The organism is Dyella koreensis, from assembly GCF_044904565.1.
GTDB lineage: Bacteria > Pseudomonadota > Gammaproteobacteria > Xanthomonadales > Rhodanobacteraceae > Dyella_D > Dyella_D koreensis.
Genome location: NZ_JADIKD010000007.1, coordinates 49,423 through 66,130, shown reverse-complemented (window position 1 = coordinate 66,130; position 16,708 = coordinate 49,423). Strand labels below are relative to the sequence as shown.

Below are 16,708 nucleotides of genomic sequence, written 5' to 3'. Positions count from 1 at the left end.
CTGGAAGGAGTGGAGCGAGTGTACCCGCGGCCGGACCGCGATGCGGAAGGCGTTACGGCTTGTCGCTGGTGAAGACCGCGAAGATGCCTGCGTAGGGCTTGACCATGAAGGTCGGTGCGCCGGCATAGCCGTCGCCATCCACATAGAACTGCGAGATGGTGCCATCCAGGTACAGCGCGTCGCGGCAGCCAAGTTCATCGCGGAACAGGCGGGCGAAGGTATGGAAATTCACCGGCGCTTCGCTTACTGCGAACACCACCCTGTGCGGTGTCTTGGCGCACACGCCGCTACGCCATTTCAGGCTGGCGGAGTCGTCGACGAAGCGGTCGTTGATCTGGCCATTGATCAATAGCATCGGCCCGGATTGGGTGGCCCACTGCGCGGGCTTCGCATCCGCCTTGTAGTCGGTGCTGGTACGCACCGCCGCGGTGCCATCCGGATAAATCACGAAGACGCCATTGGGCTGGATCGAGAAATTGCCCGCCGCCGGATTGCCGCGCACCAGGTTCAGTGGCACTAGCGTCTTGCCGTGTTCCACGTACAGGCCCAGCGGGGCGAACTGGCGGTCGTAGATGCCCGCATTGGCGGCGAACAACAGGCGCCGGTCGTGCGCGATGCCCCACTGGCGCAGGGTTTCGATGTCGCCATAGGGCTGGCTGCTCTCCGGATCCTTCCAGTGCAGGCTGAGCGTCTCGCGTTCCAGGTCCACGTTGACCACCCGGAAAGTCTGGCTATCGAACACCACGTCGTCACTGTCCACCGCCTGTGCCTGGCGCGAGCAGCCGGCGAGGCCACCCAGCAGGGCCAGGATCATGAGCCAGCACGGGAGCAGTCCGCGGCTAAGCGGGCGGTGGATGGCAGGGGCTGACATATGCCGATGGTCGCCGGGTGAGTGCAATACGCGCAAGCCCGGTGAGCTGCGTCATTCAGTCCCAATGCGTAAACTGCTGTTTTTGGTTGCGCACCAGACCATGCCTTATACCCCCATTGTCGCCACGCTGGGCTACGTGCTCTCGCCCGATCGCCGCCAGGTACTGATGATTCACCGCAATGCGCGCCAGGACGATATGCACCTCGGCAAGTACAACGGCCTCGGCGGCAAGATGGAGCCGAGCGAGGATATCGCCGCCTGCATGCGCCGCGAGATCCACGAAGAAGCGGGCATCCACTGTGAGTCGATGCAACTGCGCGGCACGCTCAACTGGCCGGGTTTCGGCAAGCATGGTGAGGACTGGCTGGGTTTCATCTTCATCATCGACCGCTATAGCGGCGAGCCGCATGCCGGCAACCATGAAGGCACGCTGGAATGGGTGGAGGTGGACCGCCTGATGGAGTTGCCGATGTGGGAAGGCGATCGCCATTTCCTGCCGCTGGTGTTCGATGGCGATCCGCGTCCGTTCCATGGCGTGATGCCTTACAAAGACGGCCGCATGCAGTCCTGGTCGTACACGCGACTATGAGCGACGGTTTGGCGACACGACGGATCGAGATTGTCGCGGCGGTGATTCGCGATGACGAAGGCCGCGTCTTGCTGGTGCGCAAGCGCGGCGCTGCCGTGTTCCAGCAGCCCGGTGGCAAACGCGATGCGGGCGATCGCGACGATCTGCACACGCTGACCCGTGAGCTGCAGGAAGAACTGGGCTGCACCATGCAGCGGGACGGTGCACGTATGCTCGGCCGTTTCAGTGCGCCAGCCGCGAACGAGCCAGGCTGCACAGTCGAGGCAGTGATCTACGAAGTGAAGGCCGATGGCCCATTCGAGGCAAGGGCGGAGATCGAATCGCTGTGCTGGATCGATCCGGCGCAACCCGGCGAGCTACCCATAGCGCGACTCAGTAGGGAGCAGTTGCTGCCTTTGCTGGTGTGACGAAGAACCGAGGCCGTCCCTGGCCTCGCATACGAGCCGGTCAGTGCCCGTGACTGTTCTTGCTATGGCCGTGGGCTTCGTGCTTGCCCTTGTTCTTGTCGTTGGCGACCGAGCTGACCTCGGAGCCTACCTTGCTATCGGAAGCGCGCGCGGCAGCAGCGGTTGCAGATACCGCATCACCGTGGGCATCGCGATTCATGTGCGTGGCCGGTGCGCCGTGTCCGCCACCGTGGCTCTGTGGAGCGGCGAAGGCAAAGGACATGGGCAACGCGAATACACTGAGAGCCAGTGCGGCGGAGAGCATTTTCTTCGACATGACGGAGCCTCTGCGGTGGTAGCCGTGCCCGGTGCACGGTGAGCAGACGCTACGGCCAATCAAGCCGCTACGGATTAACGGCAGCCGTGCGCACGAACTTGCGTACAGCTGCCGTACTGCTGTTTTCAGGGCATGCGGCGCACCGCCACCACAGCGTTAAGCCCGCCGAAAGCAAAGGAGTTGCTGATCGCCGCATGCACCGGCATCTGGCGGGCCTCGTTGGGCACGTAATCCAGATCGCAGGCCGGATCCGGGCCGAGGTAGCCAAGGGTCGGCGGCACAATGCCGTCGCGCAGCGCGCCGATCACGGCAATCATTTCCAGCGCGCCAGCGGCGCCCAGGGCATGGCCATGCATGGGCTTGGTAGAAGAGATCGCCAGCGCCCGCGCATGCTCGCCGAAGACGCGATGGATCGCCCGCGTTTCGGTGCTGTCGTTGGCGATGGTGCCGGTGCCGTGTGCGTTGACGTAGTCGACCTCCGACGGCGACATCTCGGCATCGCGTAGCGCATTGGCGATGGCCGTGGCCGCACCCAGCTCGGACGGCGCGGCGATGTCGCCCGCATCCGAACTCATGCCGGTGCCGGTCAGTTCGGCAAGAATGTTGGCCCCGCGTGCCTGCGCCTGTTCCAGCGTCTCCAGCACGAACATGCCTGCGCCTTCGCCCAGCACGATGCCGCGGCGACCGCTGCTGAAGGGACGGCAGGTATCCGGCGCCAGCACGCGCATGGCTTCCCAGGCGCGCAGAGTGCCGAGTGTGATGCAGGCCTCGGTGCCACCGACCACCGCAGCGTCCACCAGGCCAGCCCGGATCATCATCGCCGCCTGCGCAAACGCGTGGTTGGACGAGGAGCATGCACTGGCCAGCGCGAAGGCCGGGCCGGTGATGCCATGCACCATGCTGATCTGGCTTGCCGGCGCATTCATCATCATGCGGATGATGCCGAGCGGATGGAAACGCCCGGCATGTTCGCCGTAAAGCTTTTCGTACTGATCGTCGCGTGTTGTCTCGCCGCCTACGCCTGTGCCCACCACTACGGCAGTGCGCGCCGCACGCTCGCCCTCGAAAGTCAGGCCGGACTGGCGGATAGCCTCGCGGGCCGCGACCAGCGCGTACTGGCTGACCGGGTCGAGCTGGTTGAGCCGCGACTCGTCAAAGTAGTTGGCCGGATCGAAGTCGTTGACCTCGGCCGCGATGCCGCCGTTGCGCAACTGGCCGGGCAGAATGTGGTGGATGGGGCCAATACCGCTGCGGCCCTCGGCCATGGCCTTCCAGGTGGAAGGCGCATCGTGTCCGAGCGCGCAGATGGCGCCCATGCCGGTAATGACGAGACGGCGCATGTGGCTTATTCGGTGCTCTTCTTTGTGGCGATCTGGCGCTCGACAGCGGCGACCAGCTGGCCCACGGTGCCGTTGTCGAAATCGGCATCTTCATTGGGCAGTTGTATGTCGAAGTGCTCCTCGATATCGAAGATCACCTCGATGGCGTCCAGCGAGGCGACACCCAGCTCCTTGAGCGTGGACTCGGGCTTGATAGTGTCGATCTCGATCTTCGCCTGCTTGGCGATGATCTCGAAGGTTTCCTGCTGTACGTTGCTCATGATTGTTGTCCTGGATTCCATGGCGCCAAATGGTGAGGGTGCCGGCCCGGGGCCGATCATTTCAAGCCTGACGAAGTGTCGCCGCCTTGTCCAGAAATGCTGGCGTCAGGATGGGGTCCGGCGGGCATCCTGCATGGGTTGCCTTTCGTGAATCTTATGGGACGGCGCCGGGCGGCGTCCCTCTCCCTGCGAGCCTTTTCGTCCATCCCGCACTGCCGCACAGGGACCCAGGACCGAAGATCAAAGGCAGGGAGGGAATGTCCGCCGGCACTGCTTTTACCCGTTGGGTCGTATGCTATGCGCTTACGCTTCGCGGAATCCCTTTGTGCGGTATCTCAATCAGCTCGAACCGGATGCGCTGGTCGCCGGTTTTGTCGAGCATCCACCGATCGGTTTTCAGGTGCTGGAGGCGGCGGGGACGCCGGCCTTTGTGGCGTCGTTCGATCTGCTGACGACGGCGGATGCGGAGGTGCGTCAGCGGGTGGTGCGGGCGCCGGGTTATCGGTGGTGGGGGCGGTTGCTGCGCTGGCGTACAGCGTTTGTGGGAACCACGGTGTCGGAGTACGCGCTGTTTCCCCGTTCGGCCGATGCCGGCGGTTTGCCGGCGCAGTTGCGTGCCCGTCTCGGTCGCGGACAGCGCCTGATGATCGTGAAGGACATTCCGCAGGACTCGCCGCTATGCGATGCATCCAGCCGCGACTGGTCCGCGCGTTTCGCCGCAGCCTGCCAGGACGAGGGGTTTGTGTTGCTGGAAGGGCAGGCGCTGGCCTACGTGCCGATCGACTTCGCCAGCGAGGACGAATACCTCGCCCGGTTATCTTCGGGGCGGCGCAAAGATATCCGTCGCAAGTTGCGCAAGCGCGACGACGTGGATGTGGAGACTGTGGCCTGCGGTGATGCCCGTTTCGCGGACGACGCGGTGGTGGATGCGTACTACCGCCTTTACGAAAACGTGTACGCGCAGAGTGAAATCCATTTCGACAAGCTCAGCCGCGATTTCTTTGCCGCAGTGCTTCGCGATGCCAGTCATGGAGGCGTTGCGTTCGTCTATCGCCATCAGGGCGAGATGATTGGCTGGAATCTGTGTTTCGTGGTCGACGGCAAGTTGATCGACAAGTATGTGGGTTTCGTCTACCCGCAAGCGCGGGAGCAGAACCTGTATTTCACCAGCTGGTTCCATAATCTGGCATGGGCGCGCGAGCAGGGGTTGACGCATTACGTGGCCGGTTGGACCGATCCCGAGATCAAGTCCTACCTCGGCGCCAGTTTTACCCTGACCCGGCATGCCATCTATTTGCGCAATCCGTTGCTGCGCGCGTTGGCACGGCGGGTGGGGCGTTTCTTCGAAAGCGACAGTCAATGGGCGAAGCAGGGCGATGCGCAAACGTGATCCGCTGATTCTGGATTTCGATGGCTCCGTGGGCGAAATCCCCGGTGCCACGACCCTGTCGCTGGTCGACTGGCAGGAGGCGATCCGCTTCGGCTGCACTCTGCGCACGTTCGAACGCCTGCGACGCCATATCGATGCCACGGCACCTGCCGACTACGGCACGGTACTGATGGGCTCGGGCGACTATCACCATCTGACCTGGCCGCTGGTGGAGCGGCAGCGCGCGCGCGGACCGTTCCAGTTGGTGGTGTTCGACAACCATCCGGACAACATGCGTTTTCCGTGGGGTATTCATTGCGGATCGTGGGTGCGCAAGGTGGCCATGCTGCCCTATGTCAGCCACGTGCATGTAGTCGGCATTACCTCAGGTGATATCGGCGCCAAGCATGCCTGGGAGAACTACCTGCAACCGTTGCGCGCGGGCAAGCTGAGCTATTGGTGCATGGACGTGGATGTTGGCTGGGCCACGCGATGGGGACTGACGCATGCGTTCCATCGTTTCGATGATCCCGATGCACTGACCTGTGCCTTCACTCAGCAGTTGCGTCGTGCGCCGCAGGCCACGTATCTGTCGATCGACAAGGACGCTTTCAGCATCGACACGGCGCGTACCAACTGGGATCAGGGGCGCATCGAAGAGCATCACGCGATGGCCATCATCGAGGCGCTGCGTGGCCGCATTATCGCCAGCGACATCAATGGCGAAGTCTCCGCCTATACCTATCGCACCTGGTGGAAGCGCCTGCTCAGCGGTATGGACGGCCAGGAGCCGATCCCGCAGAGCGAACTGGATGCGTGGCAGATGCAGCAGCGCGCGTTGAATACGCGGCTGCTGGCGGCGATCGCGGAAAGCAGCGTCTGACGCGTACTGGCGATCCAGGCGTCGCCGATTTCCATGCCTGTTCATACGATGGCGAGCGTGGGAATTTGCGGAATGCTGCGTTACGGGTAGATGGTTTCTCCGCTTTTCGTTGAGCGAAATCTTTTGTTGAACGACAGCTGTTCGACAGGCCCGTGCAAGCTTTGCGGCTTCAAAACGAGATATGCCGCGCATACTGATCCGCACTTTGCTGCATCGGTGGCTTCGAGTTCTTCTCTGCGCTGAATGGCTTTATTTCGCAGTCTTTTCAGTTCGCCTTTCCATCGGCAAGGATGCGCCCCGAGGCTGTCGGCCTGGGGGATGTTTTGCCGACGGCGGATGCGGAGTTCATCTATGACCCTTGGGGCACCTCGTCGGGAGCGGATTCCATCCACTAGTTCCAAGGGCGAATCATGAAAAGACATCTACTCGCGTTGTCCGTGCTGGGCGCGGCCATTGGTCTCGCTGTGACCGGCCAGGTGGCCGTTGCTGCCGATACACCGTCGACGGTTTCGACACAGGAGAGCGGCAAGCTGGCCGCGTCCTACACTACGTTCGCGGGCTCGACGAGCAACGCGCAGGCGCTGGTGGATGGTTTGCGCAACGGCAGTCCGATCGCGCTGGTGACACCGGCGACGGCGACCAGCCCGGCGGTGCAGACCACGTTTACTCCCGATACCGGCAAGCTCGGCTACGGCAACGTGAATATCGCGCTGGCGCTTGCTCAGGCGGAACTGACCCGGGCCGGGATCACGCAGCCGACCGCCGCGCAGCTCGAAGCGGCCTTGAACGGCGGCGCACTCACCACGACCACAGGGGTGGTGCAGTTGCCCGGCGTATTGGCATTGCGCGCGAAAGGCGAAGGCTGGGGGCAGATCGCTCACACGATGGGCTTTAAGGTCGGCGAGATCGTGAGCGCGGCCAAGGCCAAGGGGCCGGTGCCGGATCGCGACGACATCGCGCACGGCGGCAAGGGCGACAAAGACGCGAAAGCGGACAAGGCCGAGAAGCTTGCAGACAAGGCAGCGGAAAAAGCTGACAAGGCGGCCGATAAGGCCGAGCGCGCCGCAGACAAGGCTGAGAAGGCGGATCGCCCTGACAAGATCGCCAAGGTCGATCGTCCAGACAAGCCCGAGCGCCCGGACAAAGCTGACCGTCCTGACAAACCCGAGCGTCCCGACAAGCCGGAACACGGCGGGCGCTGATTCATCACTAAAAATAAATCTACGGGAGGCCCGTGCGAGGCCTCCCGCGTTGCTGTCCCAAGGGAATTCCAAATGAATTTGAAGAACGCGAGCACGCTTTGTGCCCTCGGCGTGCTGGGCATGATGGCCCAGCACGCCCATGCCGATGACGCCACTGTCAAGGTTGGCGCGGGTGTCGACTACACCTCCGGCAAGTACGGTACGTCGACCACCACCGATATCACCCAGGTGCCTTTTACGCTGGGCTACGACACGGGTGACTGGTCGTTCAAGCTGACGGTGCCGTATATCCACGTTACCGGTCCCAGCGATGTGATTCCGGGCGTCGGTACGGTCAATAACGGCAACCCGAAGGGCCGTGGCAAGGGCAAGAAGCAAGCGGTTGCCGTTGCGCCGACTCCGACTCCGACACCCACCACGAGCAATGGCTCGGCTTCGGGCCTGGGCGATGTGATTGCCGCGGCCACTTACGAGGCTTACAGCAACAAGGCAGCCAACTTCGGTATTGATCTCACCGGCAAAGTGAAGTTCGGCACGGCCGATGCCGACAAGGGGCTCGGCACCGGCAAGAACGACTACACAGCGGCAGTGGATCTGTACAAGGGTTTTGGCGCCTGGACGGTGTTTGGCGGCGTGAGCTACACGTGGCTCGGCAGTTCGCAGTACATCCGGCTCAACAATGTGTTCGGCGCCAATGTGGGCGCGAGCTACAAGCTGAATCAGCAGAGCAGCATCGGCGCCTACTACGACTATCGCGAGAAGGCCTCCAGCGCCGGCGCTTCACGCAGCGAGCTGACGGGTTACTACTCGTACAAGTTCGCCAGTGCGTGGAAGGCCCAGGCTTATGTCAGCAAAGGCTTCAGCGATGGAAGCCCGGACTGGGGCGTAGGCGCCTCGGTGGTCTATTCGTTCTGAGTCGCGGCAGTTTCGATGGCGCTCCATGGCGGTCGACGCCATGTGGGCGCCATCAGTGTGTCAGCGCGCGCATCAACGCCTGAGTGATCCGATCAAATTCGTCGTCACGCAACCATGGGCTATTGGTGATGGTGAGCGAGCGCGCGGCAAAGTCGCGCGCATGGGGCAGGTCGGTATCCGGCACGACATCGCGCAGATAGCCGTAGTCGGGCAGGGCGTGAATGAAGAGGCGGCTGACACCTAAGCCGGCTGTCCACAACGTTTGCAATGCGGCATCACGCTTGGCCTCGGTTGGCAAGGTGAGTAGCAGGAAAGGCCAGACGCCCTGCGTGTTTTCGGCATCTCCGAACACGGTGATACCCGGTAACTCGCGCAGTCGCGCGATGCGTCGTACGGCTTGTTGCCGCGTGGTATCGATGAAGGCCGGCAAACGAGCAAGCGCGCGAACGCCAACGGCCTGGCGCCAGCGGCCCAATGGATGCAGCGGAATATCCGGCCCGAAATCATCGCCGACAGCCGCGACCGGGTCACCTTCCGCCAGCGCTTTGCGCAGCGGGTCTCCATAGGCGAGTGCAAGCAGTGATGGGCGATAGACCGCGGTGTAACCGATCAGCTCCAACGCCCGCTGCAGGCCCATGCGCCAACTGGGACGAATGACTTCCTCGCGGCTGCGTACAAAGGCGTCGCGCAGCACCGCATCACGCGCGATTAGTACGCCGCCTTCATAAAGGGTCAGCCCCTTGCCTACCGCCAGGCTGAAGAAGCCGGCGTCGCCGAGCAGGCCGACGGTATGGCCGCTCTGCTGCGCGCCCAATGCCTGGGCGGCGTCTTCCAGTACATAAGCGCCGCAACCATGGGCCAGATCGACGGCAAGCTGCACATCCGCCACGCGGCCGGCAAGATGCGTGGGCACGATGGCCAGCGTGTCGTTGCCACAGAGTGCGGCAAGCTGCGTGGCGTCCATGTCGAAATGATTTGGCGTGAGATCGCAAAGCCGTGGCTTGAGGCCTGCGCGATGGATTGCCCACGCCACCAGCGGGCAGGTCCAGGCGGGCACGATCACTTCGTGGCGATCCGGCTGCAGCCGGTGCATGGCGGTCAGCGCCACCACCATCGCGGCGGTGCCGGAGCATTCCAGTTGCACCTGTTCCACACCGAGCCACGACGCCATACGCTTGGCGAATGACGCGCCGCCCGGCAGCAGATCGCGAAAGCGCAGCGGCAGACCGGCAGTAGGCGGCAGCTCGCGGCGCATGCGCTCAGTCTCCCGCGGCGACGCCCAGCGCGCCCTTCGCTTCGGTGGGCGCGTCGTTCTCAGGATGCGCTCCGCTTTCGGCGAGCGCCAGGCAGACGATACCGGCGACGATCACCAGTGCGCCGAGCACACGCGGCCAGGTCAGTGGCTCGTTGAACAGCCAGATCGAGAAGAGCATCACGCTGACCACTTCCAGATGCGTCACCGCGAAAGCCGGGCCGATCGGCGCATGCTTGAGCAGCGTCATCCAGGTGAAGAAGTTGCCGATGTAGCCGATCACCGCGAGATAGATCCACGGATGGCCGAACACGCGCACGATCCACGCCCAGTTCGCTTCTGGCGGAAAGGCATGGTTGCCGGCGTATTTGAAGCTCAGCTGCACCACGGTGTCGAACGCCACCAGGATCAGGAAGCCGAAGAAGTAAAAACGCTTCATACGATCAGGCCCCATACGCGCGGGCTTCGAACGATCAGCCTCCACTAGCCACCCCCACGATGCATACGCCGGCCGTGACCAGCAGGATGCCGGTGACGCGCAGCGGGGTGAGTTTTTCGCGGAACAGAATGCGCCCCGCGATCATGATCACCACGATATTGATCGAGCCGAGTAGCACGCCTTCCGACAGGTCGACCAGCGACAGGAAGGCGATCCACACCAGGAACTCGGCGACGTAGGAAATCAGGCCGACCCACAACCACGGGCGCGACGCCATATAGCGCCAGCGCGCCAGGCCGTCACCCGCGGCGGGGTCACCGGCGGCGGCTTTGAAGGCAAGCTGGCCGACGGTATCGAGCGTGACGTTGAGCAGCCACAAAAAGACAGCCAGCGGAGTCATGAAAACTCCTCAGGCCGCGGCGCGCGCGACGGGTTCGTAAGTATCGGCGACTTTGCCGAAGAACTCGGCGGAGCGGTCGATCAGCGTGCGGCGCTCACGATCGATGGTGATCATGTGATAGCTGTCTTCGAGCAGCAGCATCTCCACCGGGCCCGACACCGAGCGCTCGACCAAGCGTGCATTGTCGAGGCTTGCAATGTCATCTTCAGTGGCATGCGCAACCAGGCAGGGTGCGGTCACCTTGGGCAGATCGCGCCGCACCGCCGCCGCCATCTTGTACATCTCAGCCAGCGACGGCCAAGGGTTGCCCGGCAGGCCGGCGGCCGCGCTGTCGCCACCCAGCATCAGCGAACTGATCTGCGCGCGAATGCGCTCGTCGCGCAGGCCGTAGGGTTCGGCTTCGTGCACCATCCACTTCTTGCCGATGCCCAGCTTGCTCGCCAGTGGCAGCAGGAACGAGAACTTGCCGTACCACGGGGTTGCCCAGCCGTCGTAGCGGAAGGTGGCGCCGTACACGCCCACGCCCTTCACCCAGTCCGGATGATCGGCGGCTAGCTTGAGCGCAAGCACGGCACCCATCGACAGGCCGGCCACAAACAGGTGGTCGACTTCCTTGCGGTATTGCTCGGCGGCGGCTTCGACGCTGGCGTACCAGTCGAGCCAGTCGGTAGCGAGCAGGTCATCGACGTCGCCGCAGTGGCCAGCCAGCTGCATGCCATACACACTGAAACCAGCGCGGTTCAGGCCCTTGCCGACCAGGCGCATCTCGGCCGGCGTGCCGGTGAGACCGTGAATCAGCAGCACACCGCTGCGGCCGCCCTCGAAGCGGAATTCGACATTCTGGATCACGGGCGGAAACTCAGCGGGGCGGCGGCAGGCCGCAGGAGGGCAGGGTGGCTTATCAACATGGGCGGCAGTCTGCCGGGCCACTCTTTCTAAGAACTTTCGATAGATAGAGCGCTAGCGCTTGCGCTTGCGACTAGCGCCGGAACGCCCTCACCGCCCGTTGAAGCGACTGACGCCGATGGAAAGACCGATACCTCCGGTGGGATGGTCGCAGCTGCCGGTGCGCTGGGTGATGTTCACGGCGCCGGAGTTGTAGGTGCCCGAACCCCAATGATTGCCGGTCACCACGCCCATGCCGACGCTGCCATGGACCTGGGGCTGGTTATAGGTCGCGTCGTCGCAGCGCGGCCGTGCATCGGCCTCGTCGCTGGCCGAGGTGCGGCCGCTGGTGTCGCCGTAATAGACTCCCGGAGCGGGGCGAGGCGGCTGCGGGTTGCTGGAGGCCGCCGTGTTTTTAGGGGAGTTGGTTTTGGTCTGGGTGTCGCCGGCTTGCGGTGTTTCATCGCCCTTGCTGTCGCTGGCGGCAGCGGCACTGCTGCTCGATGCCGGCACGCTGCCGGGCGGCAACTTGAGGTTCAACGGCGCAGTGTTTTGTGCCTGGGCGGTGGTCATCAGCAAGCCCAGGGCGAGCGTGACGAGAAGGGGCTTGGTGTTCATACGGACTCCGGGGACGCCTCCGATAACGAATGACCGGGGCTGGCGTGCACATCAGCTTCGATGTCGGCTGGCAGCGCTAAGTTCCCCCTAGGGGACTTCGGCGGTCCAGGCGTGATGGGCGAATTTGCGCTTTACCAAAGCCTCGGCATGTTCCATCTCATTTGCTCGGATCAGGTCAAGGTGCAAGCCGTGCCGGCTGCGAAAGGTTTCGATCATGCGCGCGATCACCGCTTCGCGCGGCAGTCCCGTCTGGCTACGCAGGGGATCGACGCGTTTGGCCGCACTAGCTGTGCCCTTGTCGGAAAGTTTTTCGCGACCGATGCGCAACACTTCCAGCATCTTGGCCGCATCGATGTCGTACGCCATGGTGACGTGATGCAAGACCGCGCTGCCACGGCGTGCCTGTGCGGCGCCAGCGATCTTGCCCGCCTCCGAAGTGATGTCGTTGAGCGGCTGGTACCATGCACGAATGCCAAGATCAGCCAGGGCTTCGATGACCCAGGCGTCCATCAGGGCGTAGGCCTCCTGGAAGGGCAGGTCTTCGACCAGGCTCAACGGCGCATAGATCGAATAAGTGATGGTGTTGCCCGGCTCGATGAACATGGCGCCGCCACCGCTGATGCGGCGTACCACGTCAATGCCATGGCGCCGCGCCGCCATGCTGTCCACTTCGTTGCGCAGCGATTGGAAACGGCCGATCACTACCGCAGGTGCCGCCCATTCCCATACGCGCAGCGTCGGCATGCGGTGGCCGGCGGCGACTTCGTCGGTCAGCACTTCGTCCAGCGCCATGTGCAAGGCGGGCGATTGCGGCGCGGTATGGATGAGCTGCCAGGTGTGGTCGCTCCATGCGCTGCGGCTCATGCATCCGCTCCGTCGTGCAGGGCGCGACGTACCGCCACGGCGATGGCCTCGGGAGAGATGCCGTACATCAGCACGTCGGCGGTCAGCGAAGCCTGGATGGCGTTGGCTAGCGTTGCTTCGTTGGCGGTAGCGGGCTGGCCTTCGAGCGCGGCATTGATGGTGTGCAGCGCGCTGTCCGGTTCCAGGAAGAAATCGCCGCTGAGCTGCACCTGTTGCAAGTGGCCGGCGTGGATTTCCAGATCGATCACCACCAGCTTGCCGCCGGGCATTTTGTATTCGCCATGCATGCGCACCTCGCCCGGCTTTCGCCGCGTTCGGGAGAGAGAGGGCAGAGGGTAACCCCTGGCGCGTTTTGGCGGGGTGTTTTTGCAGGGCTCAAACGAAAACGGCGTCCCGGCTGGGCCGGGACGCCGTCCATCGCCAGCGGCGAGGCTCGCTTAGCCGGTGGTTTCGATCCGCTCCACGCGGCGCAGGCCGCGTGGCAGCACGCCACCGCGTGTGGCGCGATTGCCACCGAATTCCACCAGGTCGGACCAGCGCAGCGTGAGCTTGCGCTGCCCCGCGTAAAGCGTGACCTCGCCCTTGCCTTCGGTCACCACGGCCACGCCTGCGACGCGCTCGTCGCCGGAGCTGAGCTTGGCCTTGGGAATCTCGATCAGCTTGTTGCCCTTGCCCTTGTCGAGCTCAGGCAACTCGGCCACCGAGAACATCAGCAGGTGACCTTCGGTGGTGACCACCACGATGCGGTCGCGCGCCGGATCGGCACTGATCTGCGGCGCCAGCACCTTGGCACCATCGGTCAGGCTGATGATCTGCTTGCCAGCCTTGTTGCGGCCGGTGAGCGCTTCGAAACGGGTGACGAAGCCGTAACCGAAATCCGTGGCGAGAATCAGGCGCGTGTCATTGTCGCCCGCAGTCACCGCATCGAAGCTGGCGCCCGCCGGTGGGCTGAAGCGGCCGGTGAGCGGCTCGCCGTTGCCGCGCGCGGAAGGCAGTGTATGGGCCGGCGTCGAATAACTGCGGCCAGTGGAGTCGATCACCGCGACTTGCTGCGTAGTGCGCGCCTTCACGGCGGCGAGCAGGCTGTCGCCCTCGCGATAGTTCAGGCCGTCGGCATCGATGTCGTGGCCCTTGGCCGCGCGGATCCAGCCCTTCTGGCTGAGCACGACGGTGACCGGCTCGCTGGCGACCAGAGCGCTTTCGTCCAGCGCCTGCGCAGCATCGCGCTGCACCAGCGGCGAGCGGCGGTCGTCGCCGTACTTGGCGGCGTCGGCGCGCAGTTCTTCCTTGATCAGGCCTTTCAGCTTGGCCGGCGATTTCAGCAGGACATTGATGCGCGCGCGCTCTTCTTCCAACTGATCGCGCTCGGCATTGATCTTCATTTCCTCGAGGCGGGCCAGCTGGCGCAGCTTGGTTTCGAGGATGTAGTCGGTCTGCTCTTCGCTCAGCTTGAAGCGCGCCATCAGCACCGGCTTGGGCTCGTCCTCGGTACGGACGATGCGGATCACCTCGTCGAGGTTGAGGTAGGCGATGCGCAAACCTTCCAACAGGTGCAGGCGGCGCTCGACCTTGGCCAGTCGGTGTTCCAGGCGGCGCGTGACCGTGGTGATGCGGAAGCTCAGCCACTCGGTAAGGATGCGCTTGAGGTCCTTCACCTGCGGACGGCCATCCAGGCCGATCATGTTGAGATTGACGCGGAAGCTCTTCTCAAGATCGGTGGTGGCGAACAGGTGCTGCATCATCTCGTCGGCATCGATGCGGTTGGAGCGCGGCACGATGACCAGGCGGATCGGGTTCTCGTGATCGGACTCGTCGCGCAGGTCTTCGATCATCGGCAGCTTCTTCGCGCGCATCTGCGCGGCGATCTGCTCGAGGATCTTGGATGGGCTGACCTGATGCGGCAGCGCGGTGATGACGGTATTGCCGTCTTCCCGCTGATACACCGCGCGGGCGCGCAACGAACCGACGCCCGTCTTGTAGAGCGTGAGCAATTCGTTGCGCGGGGTGATGATCTCCGCCTCGGTCGGGTAGTCCGGACCGAGAATGTGCTCGCACAGATCAGCGACGGTGGCATCCGGATCGTCGAGCAGGCGGATGCAGGCGCTGGTCACTTCGCGCAGATTGTGCGGCGGAATGTCGGTAGCCATGCCGACGGCGATACCCATCGAGCCATTCAACAGTACGTGCGGCACGCGCGCCGGCAGCCAGCTGGGTTCTTCAAGCGTGCCGTCGAAGTTCGGTACCCAATCCACCGTGCCGTGGGCCAGCTCTCCCAGCAGCGCTTCGGCGATGGGGCTGAGCTTGGATTCGGTGTAGCGCATCGCGGCGAAGCTCTTCGGGTCGTCCGGCGAGCCGAAGTTGCCCTGGCCGTCGACCAGCGGGTAGCGGTACGAGAACGGCTGCGCCATCAGCACCATCGCCTCGTAACACGAGCTGTCGCCGTGCGGATGGAACTTACCGATCACATCGCCGATGGTGCGTGCGGATTTCTTGGGCTTGGCGGTGGAGGCCAGGCTCAGTTCGCTCATCGCGTAGATGATGCGGCGCTGTACCGGTTTGAGGCCGTCGCCGACGAAGGGCAGGGCGCGGTCCAGGACCACATACATCGAATAATCGAGGTAGGCGCGCTCGGCGTATTCCTTGAGCGGGATCTGTTCGTAATTGGCTTGCAGATTCATGCGGTTACGTCGGGGAAGTGCGCGCGGGTGGCGCGTTAGCTGGTCGATGTTGCCAGATCGGGGCGATTGGGGACAGCTTGCTTTTGCTGGCTAGTGTTGGTGGCGGGCTATTGCGGCGGATCGCTTCGCTGCGCTCTCTCCCTTCGGGGGAAGATGGGGGCGAGGGGCGGCGCTCGGTTCACCGTTTCTACTTCGTCATTCCGGCGTAGGCCGGAATCCAGGGCGCTGTCGCTTGATTGTCGCGTCTACGCGCCCTGGTTCGCCTGCCGCGGGCTTTCGAACCGCTGCCGCGGTCCGAGTCACTTTCTCTTTGCTGGCCCAAAGAGAAAGTAACCAAAGAGAAATGGCCTGAGAGCAAGCGGTGTGCTCTATAGCTGCGGCCTTTCCAGTGTCAGACGTCGGGGATAGGGGGCGATGTCCTGCCTTCATCGCTGCACAGATGCGAGGAGGTCAACGGTGGGGGGCAATGGTCTGCGCCGTTTTGCAGCGAAATCTAAAGAGCTTTTGCGTTTGGGGTCTACTGCCGCTGCACGCTAATGCCTAGCTGTTCCAGTTGCTTCTGCACGCTATCTGGTCCAGCCAGGTGACCGGCACCCACCGCAACGAAACTCACGCCGGGTTGTTGCATGCGTTCGGCGATGGTTTTCGCCCAGGCCTTGTTCCGCTTGACGATCATGCGCTGATAGAGCTCCGGGCTGGCCTGGCGCAGGTCTTCGTCTTCGATGTGGGCGATGGTGTCGGTGTCGCCGTTGCGCCAGGCGTCGATGAGGTCGCGCAGTTTGGCGGGGCCTTCGGCGATGTCGTTGAAGGTCTGGCGCAGGAAATCGATCTGCATGGTTTCGGGCATGTCGGCGAGCATGCGTAGTTGTTGTTCGGCGGTTTCGAGGCCGTCGACGGGTTTGCCGGCTTTTTGCATGCGCGTGCGCAGCAGTTTGTCGACGCCGAGGTTGGGGTCCATGCCGGCCTGTACCAGCGGGGTCACGGCCAGGGTGATGGCGGCCAGCCAGGGGCGCATGGGCTGCAGGGTGGCGACGCCGCCGGGAAGGTTGGCGGCAGTTGCGGCACGCTCGAGGCGGCCGCGGTCGCGCAGGGTGAGTTTGTCGGAGAGCGGGTGGGCTATGTCCAGGCCGTATTTGAAGACCAGCGTCTGCATGTTGGCGGGGTCGTCGTCGATCAGCTCGACGCTGAGGCGCTCGCTGGCGTCGAGGGCCTTGTCCAGTTCGGGTGACGACCAGTTGGTATCGCTGGGCAGCAGGTGGACGGTACCGAACAGATAAACCGTGGCGTGTTCGTTCTTGGCGACCCACAGGCCGGGGCGTGCGGTGACCGGTGCGGCCAGCAGCAGGCTTAGCGCGAACAGCGCGCAGATACGGCGGAACAGCTTCAACGCAAAACTCCCTGGGCGAGTGGTGCTGGGATG

19 protein-coding genes are annotated in these 16,708 nt (G+C 63.7%); 6 read left to right on the top strand and 13 right to left on the bottom strand.

Going from position 1 to position 16,708, the window contains the following annotated elements; translation table 11 throughout:
- Positions 1-52 precede the first annotated feature (52 nt).
- Positions 53-814, bottom strand: a complete 762-nt coding sequence (locus ISS97_RS04020) for a phosphodiester glycosidase family protein (protein WP_379986289.1) — start codon at positions 812-814, stop codon at positions 53-55.
- Positions 815-971: 157 nt separating this feature from the next.
- On the opposite strand from ISS97_RS04020, the gene ISS97_RS04015 reads away from it, so the two are divergent.
- Both ISS97_RS04015 and ISS97_RS04010 read left to right on the top strand, forming a co-directional pair.
- Positions 972-1,460, top strand: a complete 489-nt coding sequence (locus tag ISS97_RS04015) for an NUDIX hydrolase (RefSeq protein WP_379986398.1) — start codon at positions 972-974, stop codon at positions 1,458-1,460.
- A complete protein-coding gene (locus tag ISS97_RS04010; protein WP_379986291.1) occupies positions 1,457-1,867 on the top strand; it encodes an NUDIX hydrolase in 411 nt (136 codons plus the stop codon). The genes ISS97_RS04015 and ISS97_RS04010 overlap by 4 nt, the downstream gene beginning before the upstream one ends.
- A 40-nt stretch (positions 1,868-1,907) precedes the next feature.
- Here the strand turns inward: ISS97_RS04010 and ISS97_RS04005 are convergent, their stop codons facing one another.
- The 3 genes from ISS97_RS04005 to ISS97_RS03995 all read right to left on the bottom strand — a co-directional run bounded on the left by ISS97_RS04005 (position 1,908) and on the right by ISS97_RS03995 (position 3,783).
- Positions 1,908-2,183, bottom strand: coding sequence for a hypothetical protein (locus tag ISS97_RS04005; protein ID WP_379986293.1), 276 nt, complete (start codon positions 2,181-2,183; stop codon positions 1,908-1,910).
- A gap of 125 nt (positions 2,184-2,308) precedes the next feature.
- A complete protein-coding gene (locus ISS97_RS04000; RefSeq protein ID WP_379986295.1) occupies positions 2,309-3,523 on the bottom strand; it encodes a beta-ketoacyl-[acyl-carrier-protein] synthase family protein in 1,215 nt (404 codons plus the stop codon).
- 5 nt (positions 3,524-3,528) lie between these two features.
- A complete protein-coding gene (locus tag ISS97_RS03995; protein ID WP_379986296.1) occupies positions 3,529-3,783 on the bottom strand; it encodes an acyl carrier protein in 255 nt (84 codons plus the stop codon).
- 325 nt (positions 3,784-4,108) lie between these two features.
- Here ISS97_RS03995 and ISS97_RS03990 point away from each other — a divergent pair, with 325 nt between their 5' ends.
- The 4 genes from ISS97_RS03990 (at position 4,109) to ISS97_RS03975 (ending at position 8,152) form a co-directional block, all read left to right on the top strand.
- Entirely contained in the window at positions 4,109-5,173 is a 1,065-nt protein-coding gene (locus ISS97_RS03990) for a GNAT family N-acetyltransferase (RefSeq protein ID WP_379986298.1), read from the top strand.
- Positions 5,160-6,035, top strand: coding sequence for a hypothetical protein (locus tag ISS97_RS03985; RefSeq protein ID WP_379986299.1), 876 nt, complete (start codon positions 5,160-5,162; stop codon positions 6,033-6,035). The genes ISS97_RS03990 and ISS97_RS03985 overlap by 14 nt, the downstream gene beginning before the upstream one ends.
- Positions 6,036-6,445: 410 nt before the next feature.
- Complete coding sequence (locus ISS97_RS03980; protein WP_379986301.1) at positions 6,446-7,237, top strand: hypothetical protein; 792 nt, start codon at positions 6,446-6,448, stop codon at positions 7,235-7,237.
- A gap of 72 nt (positions 7,238-7,309) precedes the next feature.
- Positions 7,310-8,152 (top strand): transporter, encoded by an 843-nt coding sequence (locus ISS97_RS03975; RefSeq protein WP_379986303.1) that lies wholly within the window; start codon positions 7,310-7,312, stop codon positions 8,150-8,152.
- Positions 8,153-8,204: 52 nt separating this feature from the next.
- Here ISS97_RS03975 and ISS97_RS03970 read toward each other — a convergent pair whose 3' ends face one another.
- The 9 genes from ISS97_RS03970 to ISS97_RS03930 form a co-directional block, all read right to left on the bottom strand.
- Positions 8,205-9,407, bottom strand: a complete 1,203-nt coding sequence (locus tag ISS97_RS03970) for a DegT/DnrJ/EryC1/StrS family aminotransferase (protein WP_379986304.1) — start codon at positions 9,405-9,407, stop codon at positions 8,205-8,207.
- A 4-nt stretch (positions 9,408-9,411) separates the two neighbouring features.
- Positions 9,412-9,843: a DMT family transporter gene (locus ISS97_RS03965; RefSeq protein ID WP_379986306.1), complete on the bottom strand. Its 432-nt coding sequence runs from the start codon at positions 9,841-9,843 to the stop codon at positions 9,412-9,414.
- Between the two features lie 34 nt (positions 9,844-9,877).
- Entirely contained in the window at positions 9,878-10,243 is a 366-nt protein-coding gene (locus ISS97_RS03960; RefSeq protein WP_379986308.1) for an EamA family transporter, read from the bottom strand.
- Positions 10,244-10,252: 9 nt separating this feature from the next.
- Positions 10,253-11,092, bottom strand: coding sequence for an alpha/beta hydrolase (locus tag ISS97_RS03955; RefSeq protein ID WP_379986310.1), 840 nt, complete (start codon positions 11,090-11,092; stop codon positions 10,253-10,255).
- A gap of 147 nt (positions 11,093-11,239) precedes the next feature.
- Positions 11,240-11,746, bottom strand: a complete 507-nt coding sequence (locus ISS97_RS03950) for a hypothetical protein (protein WP_379986311.1) — start codon at positions 11,744-11,746, stop codon at positions 11,240-11,242.
- Positions 11,747-11,833: 87 nt separating this feature from the next.
- Complete coding sequence (locus ISS97_RS03945) at positions 11,834-12,610, bottom strand: lipoate--protein ligase family protein (protein ID WP_379986313.1); 777 nt, start codon at positions 12,608-12,610, stop codon at positions 11,834-11,836.
- Positions 12,607-12,897 (bottom strand): biotin--protein ligase, encoded by a 291-nt coding sequence (locus ISS97_RS03940; protein WP_379986315.1) that lies wholly within the window; start codon positions 12,895-12,897, stop codon positions 12,607-12,609. The genes ISS97_RS03945 and ISS97_RS03940 overlap by 4 nt, the downstream gene beginning before the upstream one ends.
- A gap of 150 nt (positions 12,898-13,047) precedes the next feature.
- Positions 13,048-15,288: a DNA topoisomerase IV subunit A gene (gene parC / locus ISS97_RS03935; protein ID WP_379986317.1), complete on the bottom strand. Its 2,241-nt coding sequence runs from the start codon at positions 15,286-15,288 to the stop codon at positions 13,048-13,050.
- A gap of 517 nt (positions 15,289-15,805) precedes the next feature.
- A complete protein-coding gene (locus ISS97_RS03930) occupies positions 15,806-16,675 on the bottom strand; it encodes a TraB/GumN family protein (protein ID WP_379986318.1) in 870 nt (289 codons plus the stop codon).
- Positions 16,676-16,708: the final 33 nt, after the last annotated feature.

Coding starts and splice junctions, on each gene's coding strand:
- ISS97_RS03950 (WP_379986311.1), bottom strand. CDS start 11,746: ATGAACACCAAGCCCCTTCTCGTCACGCTCGCCCTGGGCTTGCTGATG.
- ISS97_RS03985 (WP_379986299.1), top strand. CDS start 5,160: ATGCGCAAACGTGATCCGCTGATTCTGGATTTCGATGGCTCCGTGGGC.
- ISS97_RS04000 (WP_379986295.1), bottom strand. CDS start 3,523: ATGCGCCGTCTCGTCATTACCGGCATGGGCGCCATCTGCGCGCTCGGA.
- ISS97_RS03960 (WP_379986308.1), bottom strand. CDS start 10,243: ATGACTCCGCTGGCTGTCTTTTTGTGGCTGCTCAACGTCACGCTCGAT.
- ISS97_RS04015 (WP_379986398.1), top strand. CDS start 972: ATGCCTTATACCCCCATTGTCGCCACGCTGGGCTACGTGCTCTCGCCC.
- ISS97_RS03970 (WP_379986304.1), bottom strand. CDS start 9,407: ATGCGCCGCGAGCTGCCGCCTACTGCCGGTCTGCCGCTGCGCTTTCGC.
- ISS97_RS04010 (WP_379986291.1), top strand. CDS start 1,457: ATGAGCGACGGTTTGGCGACACGACGGATCGAGATTGTCGCGGCGGTG.
- parC (WP_379986317.1), bottom strand. CDS start 15,288: ATGAATCTGCAAGCCAATTACGAACAGATCCCGCTCAAGGAATACGCC.
- ISS97_RS04005 (WP_379986293.1), bottom strand. CDS start 2,183: ATGTCGAAGAAAATGCTCTCCGCCGCACTGGCTCTCAGTGTATTCGCG.
- ISS97_RS04020 (WP_379986289.1), bottom strand. CDS start 814: ATGATCCTGGCCCTGCTGGGTGGCCTCGCCGGCTGCTCGCGCCAGGCA.
- ISS97_RS03995 (WP_379986296.1), bottom strand. CDS start 3,783: ATGAGCAACGTACAGCAGGAAACCTTCGAGATCATCGCCAAGCAGGCG.
- ISS97_RS03940 (WP_379986315.1), bottom strand. CDS start 12,897: ATGCATGGCGAATACAAAATGCCCGGCGGCAAGCTGGTGGTGATCGAT.
- ISS97_RS03945 (WP_379986313.1), bottom strand. CDS start 12,610: ATGAGCCGCAGCGCATGGAGCGACCACACCTGGCAGCTCATCCATACC.
- ISS97_RS03980 (WP_379986301.1), top strand. CDS start 6,446: ATGAAAAGACATCTACTCGCGTTGTCCGTGCTGGGCGCGGCCATTGGT.
- ISS97_RS03965 (WP_379986306.1), bottom strand. CDS start 9,843: ATGAAGCGTTTTTACTTCTTCGGCTTCCTGATCCTGGTGGCGTTCGAC.
- ISS97_RS03975 (WP_379986303.1), top strand. CDS start 7,310: ATGAATTTGAAGAACGCGAGCACGCTTTGTGCCCTCGGCGTGCTGGGC.